This is a genomic window from Paenibacillus cellulosilyticus (assembly GCF_003182255.1).
GTDB classification, from domain to species: domain Bacteria; phylum Bacillota; class Bacilli; order Paenibacillales; family Paenibacillaceae; genus Paenibacillus_T; species Paenibacillus_T cellulosilyticus.
Window position 1 is genome coordinate 187170 of sequence record NZ_QGTQ01000003.1, and the last position, 17192, is coordinate 204361.

Annotated in this window: 13 protein-coding genes; 10 read left to right on the plus strand and 3 right to left on the minus strand. The window is 53.9% G+C overall.

Features of this window, described 5'->3' with window-relative positions; translation table 11 throughout:
- The first annotated feature begins 62 nt into the window (after positions 1-62).
- From DFQ01_RS05890 to DFQ01_RS05930, 9 genes are all read left to right on the plus strand, one after another.
- Positions 63-1238, plus strand: coding sequence for a glycosyltransferase (locus tag DFQ01_RS05890; protein ID WP_110042950.1), 1176 nt, complete (start codon positions 63-65; stop codon positions 1236-1238).
- Entirely contained in the window at positions 1232-3484 is a 2253-nt protein-coding gene (locus DFQ01_RS05895) for a methyltransferase domain-containing protein (protein WP_110042951.1), read from the plus strand. Before DFQ01_RS05890 ends, DFQ01_RS05895 begins: the two co-directional genes overlap by 7 nt.
- A gap of 3 nt (positions 3485-3487) precedes the next feature.
- The gene (rfbF, locus tag DFQ01_RS05900) at positions 3488-4264 is read left to right on the plus strand and encodes a glucose-1-phosphate cytidylyltransferase (RefSeq protein WP_110042952.1); all 777 of its coding nucleotides are present in this window, start codon (positions 3488-3490) and stop codon (positions 4262-4264) included.
- A gap of 66 nt (positions 4265-4330) precedes the next feature.
- The gene (rfbG, locus tag DFQ01_RS05905; protein WP_110042953.1) at positions 4331-5440 is read left to right on the plus strand and encodes a CDP-glucose 4,6-dehydratase; all 1110 of its coding nucleotides are present in this window, start codon (positions 4331-4333) and stop codon (positions 5438-5440) included.
- 4 nt (positions 5441-5444) lie between these two features.
- On the plus strand, positions 5445-6758 hold the full coding sequence (locus tag DFQ01_RS05910) for a class I SAM-dependent methyltransferase (protein ID WP_174812419.1): 1314 nt from the start codon (positions 5445-5447) through the stop codon (positions 6756-6758).
- A gap of 10 nt (positions 6759-6768) precedes the next feature.
- Entirely contained in the window at positions 6769-8676 is a 1908-nt protein-coding gene (locus DFQ01_RS05915) for an SDR family NAD(P)-dependent oxidoreductase (protein ID WP_110042955.1), read from the plus strand.
- Positions 8673-9599: a transketolase family protein gene (locus DFQ01_RS05920; protein WP_110042956.1), complete on the plus strand. Its 927-nt coding sequence runs from the start codon at positions 8673-8675 to the stop codon at positions 9597-9599. Before DFQ01_RS05915 ends, DFQ01_RS05920 begins: the two co-directional genes overlap by 4 nt.
- Positions 9596-10357 carry a TylF/MycF/NovP-related O-methyltransferase gene (locus DFQ01_RS05925; protein WP_110042957.1) on the plus strand — a complete coding sequence of 254 codons (762 nt, stop codon included), beginning with the start codon at positions 9596-9598 and terminating at the stop codon, positions 10355-10357. The genes DFQ01_RS05920 and DFQ01_RS05925 overlap by 4 nt, the downstream gene beginning before the upstream one ends.
- An 18-nt stretch (positions 10358-10375) precedes the next feature.
- Entirely contained in the window at positions 10376-11923 is a 1548-nt protein-coding gene (locus tag DFQ01_RS05930; protein ID WP_110042958.1) for a glycosyltransferase, read from the plus strand.
- 11 nt (positions 11924-11934) lie between these two features.
- Here the strand turns inward: DFQ01_RS05930 and DFQ01_RS05935 are convergent, their stop codons facing one another.
- The 3 genes from DFQ01_RS05935 to DFQ01_RS05945 form a co-directional block, all read right to left on the minus strand.
- Positions 11935-12978 carry a bifunctional glycosyltransferase family 2/GtrA family protein gene (locus DFQ01_RS05935; protein WP_110042959.1) on the minus strand — a complete coding sequence of 348 codons (1044 nt, stop codon included), beginning with the start codon at positions 12976-12978 and terminating at the stop codon, positions 11935-11937.
- Between the two features lie 36 nt (positions 12979-13014).
- Positions 13015-13935 (minus strand): phosphodiester glycosidase family protein, encoded by a 921-nt coding sequence (locus DFQ01_RS05940; RefSeq protein ID WP_110042960.1) that lies wholly within the window; start codon positions 13933-13935, stop codon positions 13015-13017.
- Between the two features lie 505 nt (positions 13936-14440).
- A complete protein-coding gene (locus tag DFQ01_RS05945; protein ID WP_110043273.1) occupies positions 14441-15673 on the minus strand; it encodes an aminopeptidase in 1233 nt (410 codons plus the stop codon).
- 376 nt (positions 15674-16049) lie between these two features.
- On the opposite strand from DFQ01_RS05945, the gene DFQ01_RS05950 reads away from it, so the two are divergent.
- Positions 16050-16817, plus strand: a complete 768-nt coding sequence (locus tag DFQ01_RS05950) for a hypothetical protein (RefSeq protein ID WP_110042961.1) — start codon at positions 16050-16052, stop codon at positions 16815-16817.
- Positions 16818-17192: the final 375 nt, after the last annotated feature.

Here is a 17192-nt window from a genome sequence, read left to right on the forward strand (position 1 = left end):
ATGCAGACCGTACAGGAGCCGCATACGATAGGGAACAGTCTATGCGCGCAAGGAGGTCTTCCGTGATAACGATAAGCTTGTGCATGATCGTGAAGAACGAAGAGGGGGTGCTTGCGAGGTGCCTCGATTCGGTGGCCGATCTTGTCGACGAAATCAACATCATCGACACGGGATCGACCGATGCAACGAAAGAAATTGCGGCGCGGTACACGAGCCGTATTTTCGATTTTGAATGGATTGATGACTTCGCAGCGGCACGCAACTTCGCATTTGAGCAGGCTACCTGCTCCCATATCATGTGGCTGGATGCCGACGATATCGTGCTGGAGAAGGACCGTAAGGCGTTCAAGAAGCTGATTGCCGAAATGCCTGACGATATCGACTCCATTATTATGGAGTACCATTTGGCTTTCGATAAAGCAGGCAATCCGGCTGCCGGCGCCCGCCGCAACCGAATTGTTCGACGTGAGAAGGGCTACCGCTGGTATAACCCCATTCATGAATACTTGGACGTGACCGAAGGCAGAGTATACGTCTCCGAAGTAGCCATCTCGCATGAACGGATGGGCGATCACTCGGTGCGGAACATGGATATTTTCAAGAAGAAGCTGCTTCATGGGGGCGAGAAGCTCGAAGGACGCAATCAGCTGTATTATGCCAACGAGCTCGTCGATCAGCAGATGTATGCGGAAGCAGTTGAGCAATATGAGCAGTTTGTACAAGGTGAGAACGAGACGCCGGAAGATTGCATGTACGCCTATAGCAAGCTGGCGGAATGCTATCATCAACTGAATCAGAAGCAGAAGAAGATGCAGTCGCTGCTGTTAGCCTTGCAGTTCACGGTTCCACGGGCGGACCACTGCTGCTCGATCGGATACAGCTTCGAGGAAAGAGGTCAGTATGACGCAGCGGTCCACTGGTATGAGCTCGCGCTGACGCTGCCAAAGCCGAAGTTTCATATGGGTCTGCTCAATCTCGTGTGCTGGACATGGATGCCGCATGTGCAGCTGTGCATTTGCTATGCCAAGCTGGGCGAGCTCGAGCAAGCTTATAAGCATAACGAGAAAGCACTTGCTTATTTGCCTGACGACGTTAATCTGATCGACAACAAGCTGAGGCTGGAGCAGGCACTCGGGTTAACAACACAGCCGCAGACGGAGGATCTGGAGCAGGTACGCGATACGTCGGAGTCGGTTCGGCCTGAGGGGCCAGACGGCGGGACGGAGGAGCCATGCTGACGAGTATCGTTCTGGTCACTTTCAATAAGCTTGATTATACAAAGCAGTGCATCGAGAGCATTCGGCAGCATACCGAGCAGGGGAGCTACGAGATCATCGTCGTCGATAATGGTTCAAGCGACGGCACGCCGGATTGGCTGGCGCAGCAGGTCGATGTTCGCGTCATCGCCAATGCAGGCAATGAGGGGTTTCCGAGGGCGTGCAATCAGGGGCTGGAGCAGGCAGCGGGCGATCTGCTGATGCTGCTCAATAACGATACGCTCGTCACAGCGCGTTGGCTGGAAGGACTGAAGACAGCGCTGCTCAGCTCGTCGGCAATCGGTGCAGTCGGGCCTGTTACGAATGCAGCCTCTTACTTAACGAGCATTCCGGTGCCTTATCGGGACGGCGAAGGGATGGAGTCGTTCGCTGAATCGTATAACCATTCCGACCCGGCGAAATGGGAAGAGCGGCTGAAGCTGATTGGCTACTGCCTGCTCATGAAACGAGAGGCATACGAGAAGGCCGGGCCGCTCGATGAACGATTCGGCATTGGCAATTACGAAGATGATGATTTGAGTCTGCGAATTTGGCTCGCAGGGTATAAGCTGCTGCTCTGCCATGATACGTTCATTCATCATTATGGAAGCGTGACGTTCGGGGAGAACATGCAGCAGTTTCAAGAGCTGATGAGCGGCAATTCCGAGCAATTCATGAGCAAGTGGGGCTTTCGGCCGGAGCTGGCACTTCAGATACGGATCGATCTGCTAGGCATGATAGAGAGTGAGTTTAAGTCCAAAGGGCCGCTTCGCGTCATGGAGATTGGCTGCGGCTGCGGCGGCACGTTGCTGGCAATCAAGCATCGATATCCGGGCTCGGAGCTGTTTGGTGCAGAGCGGAATGAAGCGGCGGCACGCATTGCGAGTGCGGTTGGCATTAACGTATTCCGCTCCGGTCGGCCGAATGAGTGGGCGATTCCGGATGGAACGCTCGATATGGTGCTTATCGGCGATGCGCATGCCTATGCGGCACTGCCGCAGTCGATGTCGGCGGTTGTACGAAAGCTTCGCATTGGCGGCTGGATCGCAGCAGGCTGCGCGAACCGCCGGTTTTACCGATTCAGCAACCGGATCGCCGAAGGGGAAGCCATCGATACTTCGCTGCTGCTCACTGTGAATGAAGCAGCAGCTGTCATGGCCGAAGCGGGCGTTGGTGGTTTGCGGCCTGCGCTTGCATTGGAGCCGGAAGGCGAGCGCGACCGGGAAGGGATTATACTTGCCAGCGTCAGAGATGACGATGTATCGGACAACGAGAGGATGGCATCCTACTTCGTGCTGCTGGGACGGCGAAGCGCTCCAGCGAAGAGCGTGGGCAATGCGTTCACTGTATCTAAGCCTAATAAACAGAATGAGCAGATAGACAAAGTGATTCAGGGGTCTTTACGGTCGGAGCAGCAAGAGGCTCGCATACCCGCTGCTGCGGGAGATACCGTAGGCAGCGTCGAGGAAATCAAGGAACAGAATGATATCGCTTTTACAGGCGAACGTCTAGTTGTGAACGCAGAAGTGAAAACGCAGTTCCGCGATGTATACGATGAGCATATGGTGCGGTATACAGCTGCGGAGAAATACGTGTCCGGCTTGCATGTACTTGATGCGGCTTGCGGAGCTGGCTATGGCTCGCGCATGCTGTTGGATGCTGGAGCGGCATCTGTCATCGGTGTCGATATTGATGCGGAATCGATTCGGTTGGCGCAACGCGATTACGGCAAGGCCGGCATGGTATTCATGCAGGGAGATGTGCTTCGACTTCCATTCGCAGACGGCACATTCGATGCAGTTGTGTCTTTCGAGACGATCGAGCATGTCGAGGATGGCTATGCATGGGTGCAGGAATCGGCTCGTGTGCTTCGTCCCGGTGGGTTGTTTATGGTGTCGACGCCAAACCGTGAGGTAACGAACGCGTCGAACTATTGGGAAGAGAAGCCGTTTAATCCCCATCATCGGTTCGAGTATAGTATCGGAGAGCTGCTAGGTGACCTGCTGCGAGAATATACCGTTGAAGCACTCTATGGGCAAAATTGGATCGACGATTCCCAGTTTGCCGCCATGCGATGGTTGAGAGAAACGAACGAGATGACAGTGGAACGCGAGGCTTGCTATCGGATTGCTGCGACAGGCAGCGAGCTGCTGCCGTTCCATCAGTTCCGCAGCGGCAAGCCGATGTATATCGTTGCGATCTGCCGCAAACGGATGGGAGGCGCATAAGGGATGAAGGTCGTCATTCTAGCTGGAGGCCTCGGCACGCGGATTAGTGAAGAGTCGCATCTTAGGCCGAAGCCGATGATCGAGATCGGCGGGAAGCCGATTTTATGGCATATTATGAAAATTTACTCGCAGCAAGGGTTCACCGATTTCGTCATTTGCCTTGGATATAAGGGGTTCGTCGTCAAGGAGTACTTCGAGCATTATTTCCTTCACGAATCGGACGTAACGTTCGACTTTCGCGGCGGAGAGCGCACGGTGACGAAGATTCATCGTCATCAGGCTGAGCCGTGGCGCGTTACGTTGGTCGATACAGGGCTTGATACGATGACGGGCGGACGTCTGAAGCGAGTGGCTCGCTATCTCGAGGATGAGACATTCCTGCTCACCTACGGTGATGGCGTGGCGGACATCGATTTGCATCGGCTGCTTGCCCATCATCGCTCGCATGGAAAGCTGGCGACAGTGACAGCTGTTCAGCCCGTTGGCCGATTTGGTTCTCTCGTGCTTAGCAGCGATCTGTCCGTAGAGACGTTCGCGGAGAAGCCGCGTGGGGATGGACACTGGGTGAGCGGCGGGTTTTTCGTATTCGAACCTGGTACGCTGGAGCGGATTGACGGAGACGAGACGATGCTGGAGAAGGAGCCGCTCGAGAGACTGGCGCGAGAAGGGCAGCTGACAGCTTATCAGCATACCGGCTATTGGCAGTCGATGGATACGATGCGGGATAAAGCGCTGCTGGAGGAACAGTGGCGATCGGGCAGCGCACCGTGGCGTCTATGAGGCTGCTAGCCGGCTTATGCTGAGGCGTGAATAGCGTGAAGCGAAGGAAGACTGGGAGGACAGCAGGTGAGCGGAGAGCAGTTGTTTTGGCAGGGGAAGCGGGTGTTTATAACCGGGCATACCGGGTTCAAAGGAACGTGGCTCAATCTATGGCTGCGCATGCTTGGTGCTGAGGTTGTCGGTTATAGCGACGAAATGCCATCGGCGCCAGCCATGTATCGGCTATGCGGTTTTGAGCATGACATACCGTGGGTGCGCGGCGACATAAGGGATGGCGGCAGATTACAGCAGGCGCTGAGGGACGCGAAACCGGATATTGTGTTCCATCTCGCTGCACAGCCGCTCGTTCGTCGTTCTTATGCGGAGCCTGCTGAGACGTTCGCAATTAATGTGAGCGGCACGGCGAACGTCCTCGACAGTGTGAAGGAGCAGTCTTCCGTTCGAGCGGCGGTCATCATCACGTCAGACAAATGTTATGCAGGAACAGCATCGGCGACCGGGTTTATCGAGTCTGACCCGCTTGGGGGCGCTGATCCTTACTCGTCTAGCAAGGCGTGTGCGGAGCTGGCGGTGGATGCCTATCGCCGCTCCTACTTCAGCGATGGCAGCGGAGGCGCATCGATTGCAACCGCACGTGCGGGTAACGTTATCGGGGGCGGCGACTTTGCGGAGGATCGCATTGTACCCGATATCGTGAGGTCGGTGCAAACGGGACATCCAATTAAGCTGCGCAGACCAGATGCGATACGTCCGTGGCAGCATGTGCTGGAGCCGTTGTCCGGCTATATGCAGCTTGCGGAGAAGCTGTATGCGAACGGATCGTCCTATGCAGAGGCTTGGAACTTTGGTCCATCGGTTAACCAGGAAATGACGGTGCGGGAGCTCGCAAGCTCGATGGCAGCGAAGTTAGGAGCGCCGCCGTTAATCATTCCAGACGCCGATGCGCCGCCAGAAGGTCCATATGAGGCAGCCGTATTGCGGCTGGACAGCACGAAGGCGCGCATGCGGCTGAATTGGAAGCCGGTGTGGAGTACAGCCGAAGCGATCGACTATACGGCGGCATGGTATGAACGATGGTTCAAAGGCGCACCAATGCGAGAGCTCGCCATGCGTCAAATTCGGGCGTATGAAACGGCAGCAGCTGTGTGTAACCCAGCAGCGGAAAGCGGGGATTAAGGCGATGGACAACAACGCAGCGGACGAAGCTCAGCCAGTTGTGCAGAAGAATGGCGATAGCGATCATCATGCGTCGACGGTTTCGGCTGCGAACGGAGGAACACATCCGCAAGGGGCAGCACATGCCTGCCGCGTATGCGGAGGTGGACCGCTGACACGCTGGGTGCACCTGCCTGCAATGCCGCTGACGGAGGAGCTTCGTCCGCCTAGTTATTCGGACTCCCCGTATCTCGCCGATATCGATGTGTACCGCTGTGCTGTCTGCGGTGTGTCCCAAACAGTAGGTGAACGCGATCTGTCCCCCTACTATGTGGACTACGGCTATACGGTCGGTCAATCGCCATTCGCCGCAAGGTTCATGCAGCGGCTTGCGGATACAGTGCGCGACCGTTTCGGACTGCAGGAGGGCTTTAAGGTCGTTGAGATCGGTTCGGGAGATGGCGCACAGCTGGCATGCTTCCAGCGCGCTGGCGCCGAAGTGTTCGGCGTTGAACCTTCCGCTGAGCTGTGCCGGGAGAGCCGGGCTCGTGGTGTTCCAGTAATGGAGGCGCTGTTCATGCCGCAGACGGCGGCGCTTCTGCCAGAAGAGTTCCAGCCAGCGGATGTGCTGCTCATGACGTATACGTTCGATCATCTGCCTGATCCGTCCGGTACGCTGGAGGCGGCACGCAGAACGCTGCATCCGGGTCGCGGCTTGCTCGTACTCGAGGTGCATGATCTAACACGTATCGTGGAACGTAGAGAATACTGTTTGTTCGAGCATGAGCATTACACCTACTGGACAGCGGAGACACTGGGATGTGCGCTGGCGCGCAGCGGTTTCCGGCTGCTGACAACAGAGCTGCTGCCAGAGCATGAACGGCGCGGCAATTCGCTGCTCATTGCTGCTGCGGCGATGGATGCGGCACATTCGCCAGAGAGCGAGGTACAGCTGGCTGAGTGGTCTGCGCTTGATTACGATAAGTTCCAGCAAGAAATGGATCAAGGGATTGCAGCGCTGGATGCATTCGTCGAGGCGGAGGCTTCGCAAGGACGTACCGTTGCTGGATACGGAGGCGGCGGAAGAGGTGTCATGACGATGGCGGCCATGTCGTCGGCATGGCGAATTTCCTACGTATGTGATGCGAATACAGGGCTTCACGGGCTGCTTGCTCCCAAATCCCGCGTTCCTGTTGTTGCGATCGATCGGTTGTCAGAGGAGCCGGTCGATACACTCATCGTATTCAGCTATGGCTATATGGCCGAAATTCGTGAAGCCGTTGAGAAGCTGCCAGGAGCGCCGAAACAGATTGTCTCGATGCTTGATATTTTGAAGTGAGGGATCGCGTATGGAACAACAGCAAACGCGAGAGGTCAATCGAGGCCATGTGCGATGCGCCGCCGTTGTCACTGGAGCAGCAGGCTTCATCGGAGCGGCTGTATGCCGCGAGCTGCTCAGCAGAGGATGGCGTGTCTATGCCGTTATCCGTCCGGGTTCAAAGGCCGAGCGGCTGCCGCATGGACATGGGGCGCTGCAGCTTGTGGAAGGCGATTTGATGCAGCCTGCACAGTGGGAGACGCAGCTTGAGACAGCAGCAGCTGCGGGCGAGCGTTTCGACAGCTGGCTGCAGCTTGGATGGGAAGGCGTTGCCGGTTCCATGCGCAATGATGATTCGCAAGCAGCGAACGTTGAAGCGACTGTCGAATCGGTACGTCTAGCAGCGCGCCTTGGTTGCAGCAGCTGGATTGGAGCCGGGTCACAAGCCGAATATGGGCAAATGGAAGGCCGCGTGGATGAAGGAGCAGCAGAAACGCCGACGACAGCTTACGGACGTGCAAAGCTTGCGTCGGGCAGGCAGGCGCTGGAAGAGGCTGCGCTTCATGGGTTAAGCGGCTATTGGGTACGCATCTTCAGCGTCTATGGACCTGGCGATAATGGCAGTTGGCTCATCCCAGGGCTGATTCGTCAGCTCATGGCGGGTGAAAGTCCAGCGATGACGTTCGGCGAGCAGCGCTGGGACTATCTGTACATTGATGATGCAGCAGCTGCATTCGCTGCGCTTGCCGAGCAGTCTACAGCTGCCCGACATAAACAGTTAGCTTCTGAAATGGCGTATGGCGGTGCGAATAATCGAGTGTTTCGTAAGCCTGGACGAAGTTTCTATCCATCGCACGGTGTCTACAATCTTGGATCGGGAGAGAGCCGAACGATTCGTCATATCGCAGAGCTCGTTCGCCAAGCAGTCGCTGCACGGCTTCCTCGCAGTCTGCCGTCGGACAATAAGCGTGTGCCGATGATCCGATATGGCGTCGTGCCTTATCGCGATGATCAGGTCATGATGATGGAGGCGGACATTGCTAAGCTGCAGCGGGAGACGGGCTGGTCCCCGCAGACAATGCTGACTCAAGGTGTTGGGCAGACGGTCGACGCTTATGCCGACGTTATCGATCGAGACCGGGGCGCAGCAGTCAAACGCGCCATCGTCACAATGGCTTATCGTTCCAACTCCTCGCATGTCGGTGCAGCGCTATCTGTCGCAGATCTGCTGCTGGCGCTTTATTACCGTATCCTGCGTGTTGATCCGCAGCAGCCGGCTGCGCCAGATCGAGATAAGCTTGTGTTCTCCAAGGCACATGCGAGTACAGCGCTCTATGCGGTGCTTGCAGAAAGGGGCTACCTCCCGCGAAACGTCCTAGACAGCTATTCAATCGATGGCGGCCAGCTGCCGGGCCACTTGGACCGCAAGTCAGCACCGGGCATTGATAGTTCGGCCGGATCGCTTGGGCACGGACTTTCAATCGGTGTGGGATTCGCGCTAGCGGATCGGCTGGCTGGCCGCGACAGCCGCACGTATGTCGTGTTGGGCGACGGTGAGTGCAATGAAGGATCGGTTTGGGAGGCGGCGCTTGTCGCTGCATCCTTGAAGCTCGATCATTTGATTGCAGTAGTGGACTGTAATGGCTGGCAGGGCTTTGATCGAACAGAGCCGCTGTCGTCAATTGCATCACTCGGGGACAAATGGCGTGCGTTTGGCTGGGAAGTCGATGAAGTCGACGGTCACGATTCGAACGCACTGGTCAAGGCACTGGATACGAGAAGCCAGAACGGTCGTCCGAGAGTCGTACTCGCCCGCACGGTGAAGGGCCACGGCGTGGACTTCATGGCAGACACGCTCGAGTGGCATTATAAATCACCAAACACAGCACAGTGGAAGGATGCGATCGCGCAGCTTGGCGGCGAGGAGGGAAAGGGATGAGGAATGCATTCGTACGGGAGCTGCTGAAGCGCGCTGAGACGGATGAACGCATTTTCGTCATTACCCCGGATCTCGGGTTCTCCGTGTGGGAGCCGTTTCGCGAGCGTTATCCGTCTCGATTCGTCAATGCTGGTATCGCGGAGCAAAATGCAGTCGGCATGGCCGCTGGTCTTGCCCTATCCGGCCATGTCGTGTACGTGTACAGCATCGTCCCGTTCGTGACGATGCGAGCCTACGAGCAGATCCGCGTCGATGCTGCCTACATGAACACCGCCGTCCGTATCGTCGGCGTTGGTGCAGGCTTCGCTTACGGCGGTCAAGGACCGACGCATCATGGGCTGGAGGACGTTGCGCTCATGCGCGCGCTGCCGAATATGACCGTATGCTGCCCGGGCGATGACATTGAAGCGCGTGAGCTTACAGTGGCGAGCTTCGATTGCACAGGTCCAATGTATATTCGACTCGGCAAATCAGGTGAGCCACGTGTGCATCACCCAGACACACGTATTGCAATCGGTGAACCGATCGAACTATTGGCGGGATCGCAGGTCGCAGTACTTGCAACGGGCACTGCGCTTGGCCGCGCACGTGAATGGGTGGAGCGGCTTCGCGTGGAGGAAGAGCCGATCGAGGCGGCGCTCGCGAGCGTGCCGACGGTGAAGCCGTTCCCGGCGGAGCTCATTGTAGAATACGCTAAGCGAGGCATTCCGATTGTCACCGTCGAGGAGCACAGCGTCATCGGCGGGCTTGGCTCTGCTGCGGCAGAGGTGCTGGGAGAGCTGGGGGCGGGCGTGCCGCTGAGGCGGTTCGGTTTGCCGGATGCTTTTTGCCGAGAGGTTGGGAGCCATTCGTATTTGCTGGAGCGTTCGGGCTTTCATTATGAACGATTTAAGGACATCGTGAGAGGAGCATGCGGACAATGACAGAATCGTTCACGCCGATGGGCATGATCGGCAAACATCACAGGCCATCCGATTTCGAGGCGTACCGATTGACGGAGGAGACGTTCGAGCAGTCGCAGCTGTCGGTGTTTAACAAGCTGGAGGCTTTTCCTCGTTTTGCAACGAAGCGCAGTCTGGCGAAGTTTCTGTGTCGTCACGAAATATTCAAGCATGTGCTCGGCGTAACGGGGAGCATCGTCGAATGCGGCGTGTTTAATGGCGGCGGGCTGTTCACGTGGGCGCAGCTGTCCAACATTTACGAACCCTCCAACCATACGCGCAAAATCATCGGCTTCGACACGTTCGCAGGCTTCCCATCCGTATCCGATGAGGATAAAGAGCCTGACGATGAATTTAAAGCGGGCGACTTAAAAGGTGAGACGATCGAGCAGTTGCACCATTCGATCAAGAAGTATACAGCTGAGCGCTACCTGTCGCATATTCCGAACATGGAGCTTGTGCAGGGTGATTTCATGACGACAGCAGATGATTATGTGGCGCGGAACAAGCATCTACTCGTTTCGCTGCTCTATCTGGATTTCGACCTGTATGAACCGACGAAGAAAGCGCTGGAAGTGTTCCTCCCGAGAATGGGCAAAGGGTCGGTCGTCTGCTTCGATGAGCTGAACTGCGCTTCGTTCCCTGGCGAGACGAGCGCGCTGCTGGAAATGCTGCCGATTCGCGATACGACGATCCGTCGGTTTCCGACGGACCCTTGGGTGTCGTATGTCATTCTGTAACGAAATGAGGCCGGTCGGATGAGCGAGGAGGAACGCAAACAGTCTGGAGCAGAGGGCGATGATCCAGACGAGGAATCCGTTGCCGTCGACTCGGTTCGAGGTTTATACCATCTGGGCGAGAACACGATCATTGAAGAGGGCTGTGCCATGCACGGCAGCAAGGAGATCGCCATTGGCAGCCATGTATTCGTACGGACGGGCGCATGGTTTAACATTTGTACCGACGTAACAGGTGAGCGGCCCAAAATAATCATCGGCGACTATTGCCAGTTCAATAAAAGCGTCCTCCTATCAGCTGCGAATCGAATTCGAATCGAACGGTTTGCGATGATTGGTCCTCACTCGTTCATCATGGATACCCAGCATGAATATCGGCATATCGGAATTCCGATTTCCATGCAGGGCATCACCGAGACGGAAGGCGCAACCATTATCGGTGAAAGCACATGGGTCGGCGCAAACTGCGTCATTAGCGGTCCGCTCACGATTGGCAGAGGTTCTGTCATCGGGGGGAACAGTGTCGTGACGCGGGACATTCCCGACTATTGCGTTGCTGTAGGCAGCCCAGCCCGAGTGATCAAAATGTTCGACACCGACACAGCGGATTGGATCGCAGTGAAGTCGAAGGAAGACGTTGCTGCGGTGATGCGCAGGAGACGGGAGCGTCCGGTACTATCGATTTGTATTCCGACCTATAATCGAGCTGCCGACCTGAATCGTTGTCTGCAAACCATCGTTCATCAGATCGGCGACTGCTCGTTATTCGAGGTTGTTGTATCAGATAATGCGTCGCCAGATGGGACACAGCAGGTGCTTGCTGCTTTCGCTGAAGTCTATCCGAATATGAATTTGCGTTACTGGCGCAACGATGAGAATATCGGGGCGGAGCGGAATATTATCAAGCTGCTGGATGATGCGCGTGGGGACTACGTGCTGCTGCATGGTGACGATGACTTCTTCACTGATCTAACGATTATGCCTATGCTGAATCTCATTCAGATGAATCGCGATTGCTCGGTTTTTTTCTTGAATGTGCTCAATGACGATGGCCGGGTCCATCGGATGGAAGGACTGAGCACATTCATTGAGACAGCTTCGCTTCATTCAGGGTTTATTTCCTCCGTTATGATTCAGCGCGAAGCCTATCGCCAAGTTGAGGATAAGACGAAGTTTATCGGCTCCGGCTTCAATCACATTTATTTGCAGTTGGAGGCGCTGCGGTATAATCCGCATTTTGCAGTTGTCAATAAGGCTATGTTTGGGTATGCAGGCAACAAGCCGACTGGCTACAACTTCGGTAAGTTTTTTATCGATGGGTATTTGAGCATATTAGATCATTATCGTTCTTATGGACTGTCGGATGAGGCGCTGCTGAAGGAGAAGCGGACGATGCTGGCAACTACGGTGCTGCCTTGGTATAAGCGAATTGTCGAGGAACAGCTGGGCGCCGACATCAGCGGGTTTGAAGAAATCTATACCGCACATTATAAAGATGAGCCTTATTTCAAAGCGATTCTGGAATGGATAAGAAATATTAAGCCCTTGACGAAGGAGAGTCAAGAATAAAGCCTGCAGACTTAACAGTCGGCAGGCTTCTTATTTGTTGTTTCATGATAGACGAACTTGCGCTGCGTCCAGTAGCTGAACAGGAACAGTACACCTTCGGTAATCAGTTTGGAGATGAGAAGTGGAATGTGAGCAACCTCGTTTAAGCCGTACATAAGTCCGTAATTCAATGTCAGGATGAGCAGCACGAGTGCAAAATATTTCGGCATCGAGCGCCGAACCTGCGACTGTCCTTCATCTGTGAATACGAATCGACGGTTCATCGTGTAATTGACAAGGGAGCTGCACACTCTTGCGCCGACGACTGCGAGCAGCAGGTTCGTTGTTAGCAAATGAATGAGCAGCAGCATGCCATAATCGATCGCTGCACTTAGCAGCGAGGCGCCGCTGAACTTTAATATAGGCAGATAGACGGCGATCGAATCGGCCAATGGACGAAAATGGGACGATTTATTTTCTTCCAAATAGACGGTTTCGATCGGGATCTCCTTCAGGCGATAGCCCGCTGAGCGAGCCTTCAGCAGCATGTTCATCTCATATTCGAACCTGTCGCCGGGAATGGAGCAGAGCCAGTCGAGCATATCGTTGGAAAATCCGCGCAGACCCGTCTGCGTATCATGAATGGCAGAGCCGGTGGTGAACTTATAAATTTTGCGCGTTGCAGTATTGCCGAATCGGCTCCGCAGCGGCACCTCGCCTGTGAATTGTCGGCTGCCCAGCACGATATGGTGCGGCAGCTTGTCCACGGCATCCGCAATGCGCATAATGTCCGCGGGTAGATGCTGGCCGTCGCTGTCTGCGCAAATTACGCCATCGCGTCTGCCTAATTTCTTAATATATTGAAAGCCGGTTTTGAGCGCACGGCCTTTGCCCATATTGTGTTCATGGGTTAGCACGGTGCAGCCAAGCTGCTTCGCTGTTGCAAAGATTGATCGATAATCGTCCCCGCTGCCGTCATCGACGATGACAATATGAGGGGTATCGACTTCGATGAGCTGATGGATAAGACCGATCAGCCGTGCGTCCGGCTCGTAGGATGGAATGAGTACCGTCATGTTATCTCCTCCTTACATGGATTCTAGGTGTCTGATTTATGCACCGACATAGATGATGTCGCTGACGCCGCGCTCTTGGCCTTTACCCTGAGGGTTGTTAATGACTTTGCCCATGAAATACATCGTGGACGAGCCGCCGCCATCGAGATTGTAAGCGTCCGTTGCGCCAAGATCCTTGAACAGATCTGCGAATTCAGTCAGTGTCATACCGCGGCTGTAGTTCTGGGAGCGGCCATCAACAACGACGAGCACATAATGGTTAGCATCAATGATGCCGATACCGGTTCTCGGATTCGCATTTTGAATCGAACGATTGCCGAAGTTTGTGTCGATCTCGACATGCTCGAAGTCACTCGCAACTTCACCGTCTTGCACCAGAATTGGACCGAAGGAGAAAGTATTCGTAACGCCTTGAGCAATCAGATCAGCAGAAGAAACTTCTGTTTCGTCATAGCTCTTCATAGTCCCGTCCTGGAACAGGGCTAAGCCGTCACGAGCAGGCTCATCCCGGTAGAGCGTCCCGTTCCGAATAATGACACCATCGTCTCGGAACCCGTAGTAATCACCATTAATCGCGAGCACCGCATTGCTGCTCTCTGCAATCGTGGAGGTGTTCTCCGTAATGTTGCGGCCGAACTTATTGTCAGCTAGCGCAGTTTGAATAGTAGCGCCGTTCTTCAGCGTGACATCGGCAACGAAGTAGGTAATCATATCGCTGCCAGAGCCGGTCTGGACCTTCTTGATGTTGATCGTCTCGTTGTCGCTGCTGTAATTCCAGTCATCGTAGGTCGCGTGAGCGGATTCGACTGTGGAGGTTGATGCCGTTGTTGTAACGACTGCTTCCACGTGTTCAATCAGATATCGATCGGCCAGCTTGTAGACAACTGTACCGACGGTAAGGACGAGCACTAGTGAGGTGCCAACCCATATTTTTCGAGCGCGGCTCCATTTCTTCAATGTGAGTTCCTTCTTTCATTAGCAAATTGTAAAGGCGTTTGAGGTAACGTCATTGTCGCACCGTCTTCTGAATTGGTTATGAGCCTTGGCTGAACATGCGCTGAAAGAAGAAAAGGGGAAAGAAAAAAGCTCTTCCGACTAGCGGAGATGAACTCCGACTAGCAGAAGAGCTTTGTGGTTGCGCTTGTATCGCAAGTTGATGGGAAGCAGAATCGCTAATCCGTCGTCCATTAGTTTCCGCCGCTACCGCCGTTTGAAGCCAGCCACCAGAACACGGCTAACAGCAAGGAGGTAATGACAACGGATAGGACGACGAATATGCGAGCGAATCGTTGCTCCCTTGTGCTGCCATTCAATTCATAACAAACCCCCGTTTCGTAGCTGCGAAGGTTCGATTATGTAAAGTCGTACCTAACAGCAATTAGGTAGAACATAACAGATATGGCGATAAAGGGGCAACGAAAATCGTTTTGCGGTATTCCGTAAACAGAACTGGAATATCGAGTTAAAACGCCCAATTTCCGTTTATAAGAATAGGCTCTTTGGTACCATCGTGGGTAACGCCGTATATGTTCAGTTCAGCTGATCCGACCATAAAGTCGGTGTGAGCCATGCTTCGGTTGAGTCCGCGTTCCAGCAGCTGTTCCTGGGATAAGTCAGCGCCACCTTTGACGCAGGATGCATAAGCGCTTCCTACGGCCAAATGGCAGGAGGCATTCTCATCGAACAGTGTCTTATAGAACAAAATATTCGACTCCGAGATCGGTGAACGATGGGGTACAAGCGCAATCTCACCGAGATACTTGGCACCTTCATCGGTTTCAAGCAGCCCTTGCAGCGCTTCCTCGCCTTGCTCGGCTGTTGCACTTACGGCACGACCATTCTCGAATGTGAAAGAGAAGCGGTCGATGATGTTGCCATTGTAGCTAAGCGGCTTCGTGCTGGATACGGTGCCGTTAACGCCAGTACGAAGCGGGGCAGAGTAAACCTCTTCCGTTGGCAGGTTCGGCACGAACCAGACGCCTTGGCCGTTCGCTTTGCTGCCGCCGAGCCATACATGATCAGCCGGCATCTCGATCGTGAGATCGGTACCTGGCGCTGTATAGTGAAGCTGCTTATACTGCTTCTCAGTCAAATAAGTTGCTTTCGAACGCAGCTGTAGGATATGTGCCTCCCACGCAGCGATTGGATCTGGCTGATCGGCACGCACCATTTTGAAGATCGCATCCCACAGTGCGGGAACCTGCTCTTCCTGTGGCAGATTCGGAAATACCTTGGCTGCCCATGCAGCGGAAGGTACGGTTGCCAGCGACCAGCTGAACTTGAACGCCTGCGACAGCTGGCGGTACTTCTCGTTCGATTGCCGCAGCACACGGTCGGCATTCCGAATGCGCTCTTGCGGTACGCCTTTCAGTAAATCAGGGTCGGCGGAGCTGATCGTGACGGCTGCGGCACCTTTTTCAGCCATCTCCAGCTTCTCACCAGCGGACCAAGTCGGAACTTCAAGGAATGATTGCTCTGGGGCGAGATCGTATCGAATGCGGGAGACAACGTCATCCATCCAGACGACCTTCACCTGGTAGGCGCCAGCCTCATACGCCTTCTTCACTACAAGCCGCGCCAGCTCCGGCGATTCAATCGTCGCGTTCAGCATAAGCGATTGTCCAGGTTGAATGTTCGCCCCGATCTTTACAATGATGTCTGCGTAGTTATGGAGCTTCTGTTCGAATGTCAGCAATTGAACCATCCTTTCTTTGCCGTGCGTAATGGAATTGTACGCTTCTATTGTAGGGGATTGTGTTAGGAAGATTCAAATGGGAGGGGCCCATGGCGAAGATAATCGTACATATCGCAGAAATTCGCTCCATTCGTGCCGAAAGTAAGTATTTTCTTTTTGAGCAACTTAATGTATGATCACCCCCTTTATTTTCCTGAGGATAACGAAAGGTATAGGCAGAGAAACTCGTGGTGCTCTGGCGGCTGGTTCGTACGCAGCAGGAAATAAAGTAGGATAACTTTTAGCTGCATAGTCAGATTGAGCAGGCATAGTATATCGATAACGGTTGCAACAGGGTAGACGAGTTCAATCATCATTTCGTGGGGGAGATGAAATTATGAAGAAGTTTATTATCGGTTTTCTTGCAGGCGGTTTGATCTTTGGTACAGCGTCAGCTTATGCGGCGGTGAAAATCAGTGTGGATTATAATCGTGTGAATACGGTCTACGTAGATGGTGTGAAGAAGACGATTACAACAACGAATAAGCCGATCTATATCGATAGTACGAACGATGGAAAGGATAATGGTGTTACATACTTCCCGAGCACGCTTCTGCCGGAGCTTGGATATCAGCCAAGCCGGAGCGGCGATACGGTCTTTTTGAACGCGGCAGGCGCAGCCTATTACCCGATTCGATTCAACGATTTTACGCCAAATTCTAATGTCATTGCGGTCGAACAAGTTAATACGACGGGCGCCTTGGCGGATGTTGTGTTCAATGGCGCGGTGCTGATCAATAGTCAATCAGGTGCGACGTATCGAAATTACATGAAAACCGAACTGGGCACGCTTCTCAATAAAACGAAATCGCAAAGTGAATTTACACTTAAGATCGACGAGAAATATCGTAGATTTCAAGGGACATTGTATTTGGGCAAAAGCGATCTGGGTAAGATTCCTTCCAAGCCTGTACAGCTCGAAGTCAACTTGACCGATGACAGTGGCAAATTGATCAAATATAAGACGTATACGGTTAGTAAATTGACACGCACACAGACGATTAACATACCGCTTCGCTATATTAGCAGCATTAGCTTCAAACTATCGAATGACGGCAGTGAAACGGCAGATGCTGCTATTCTTGAGCCTGTGTTTATTAAGTAATGCAACGAAGGAATGATAATGACATGCTAACGGAATAAGGAGGCTGCGATCGTTGCACTGGCTGGTGCAGTGGTCGCGGCTTTTTTTTTGAATCGGAGCTAAATGTTTATTCCATTCGGGAAAGTACTCACTTGTTGATTAGCGCTTCGATAAACGGCTCATCAACAGGAGTAGATGTTCCTCGGCAAGCTCTAGCAGTGTGAAGCTTCTGTCTTCGATCTGGGAAGTAAGCCTAGCTGCTTCTTGTTTGGCGAGGTTATATAACGGTTCATTAATGGACTGATTGGATAGATCTTGCCGGAGCGGGTGGTTTTTTTATAGAGGCAGAAGTACGAGAACTAATGCTCGAGCGAGTGTCGGATTCACTCCATCATC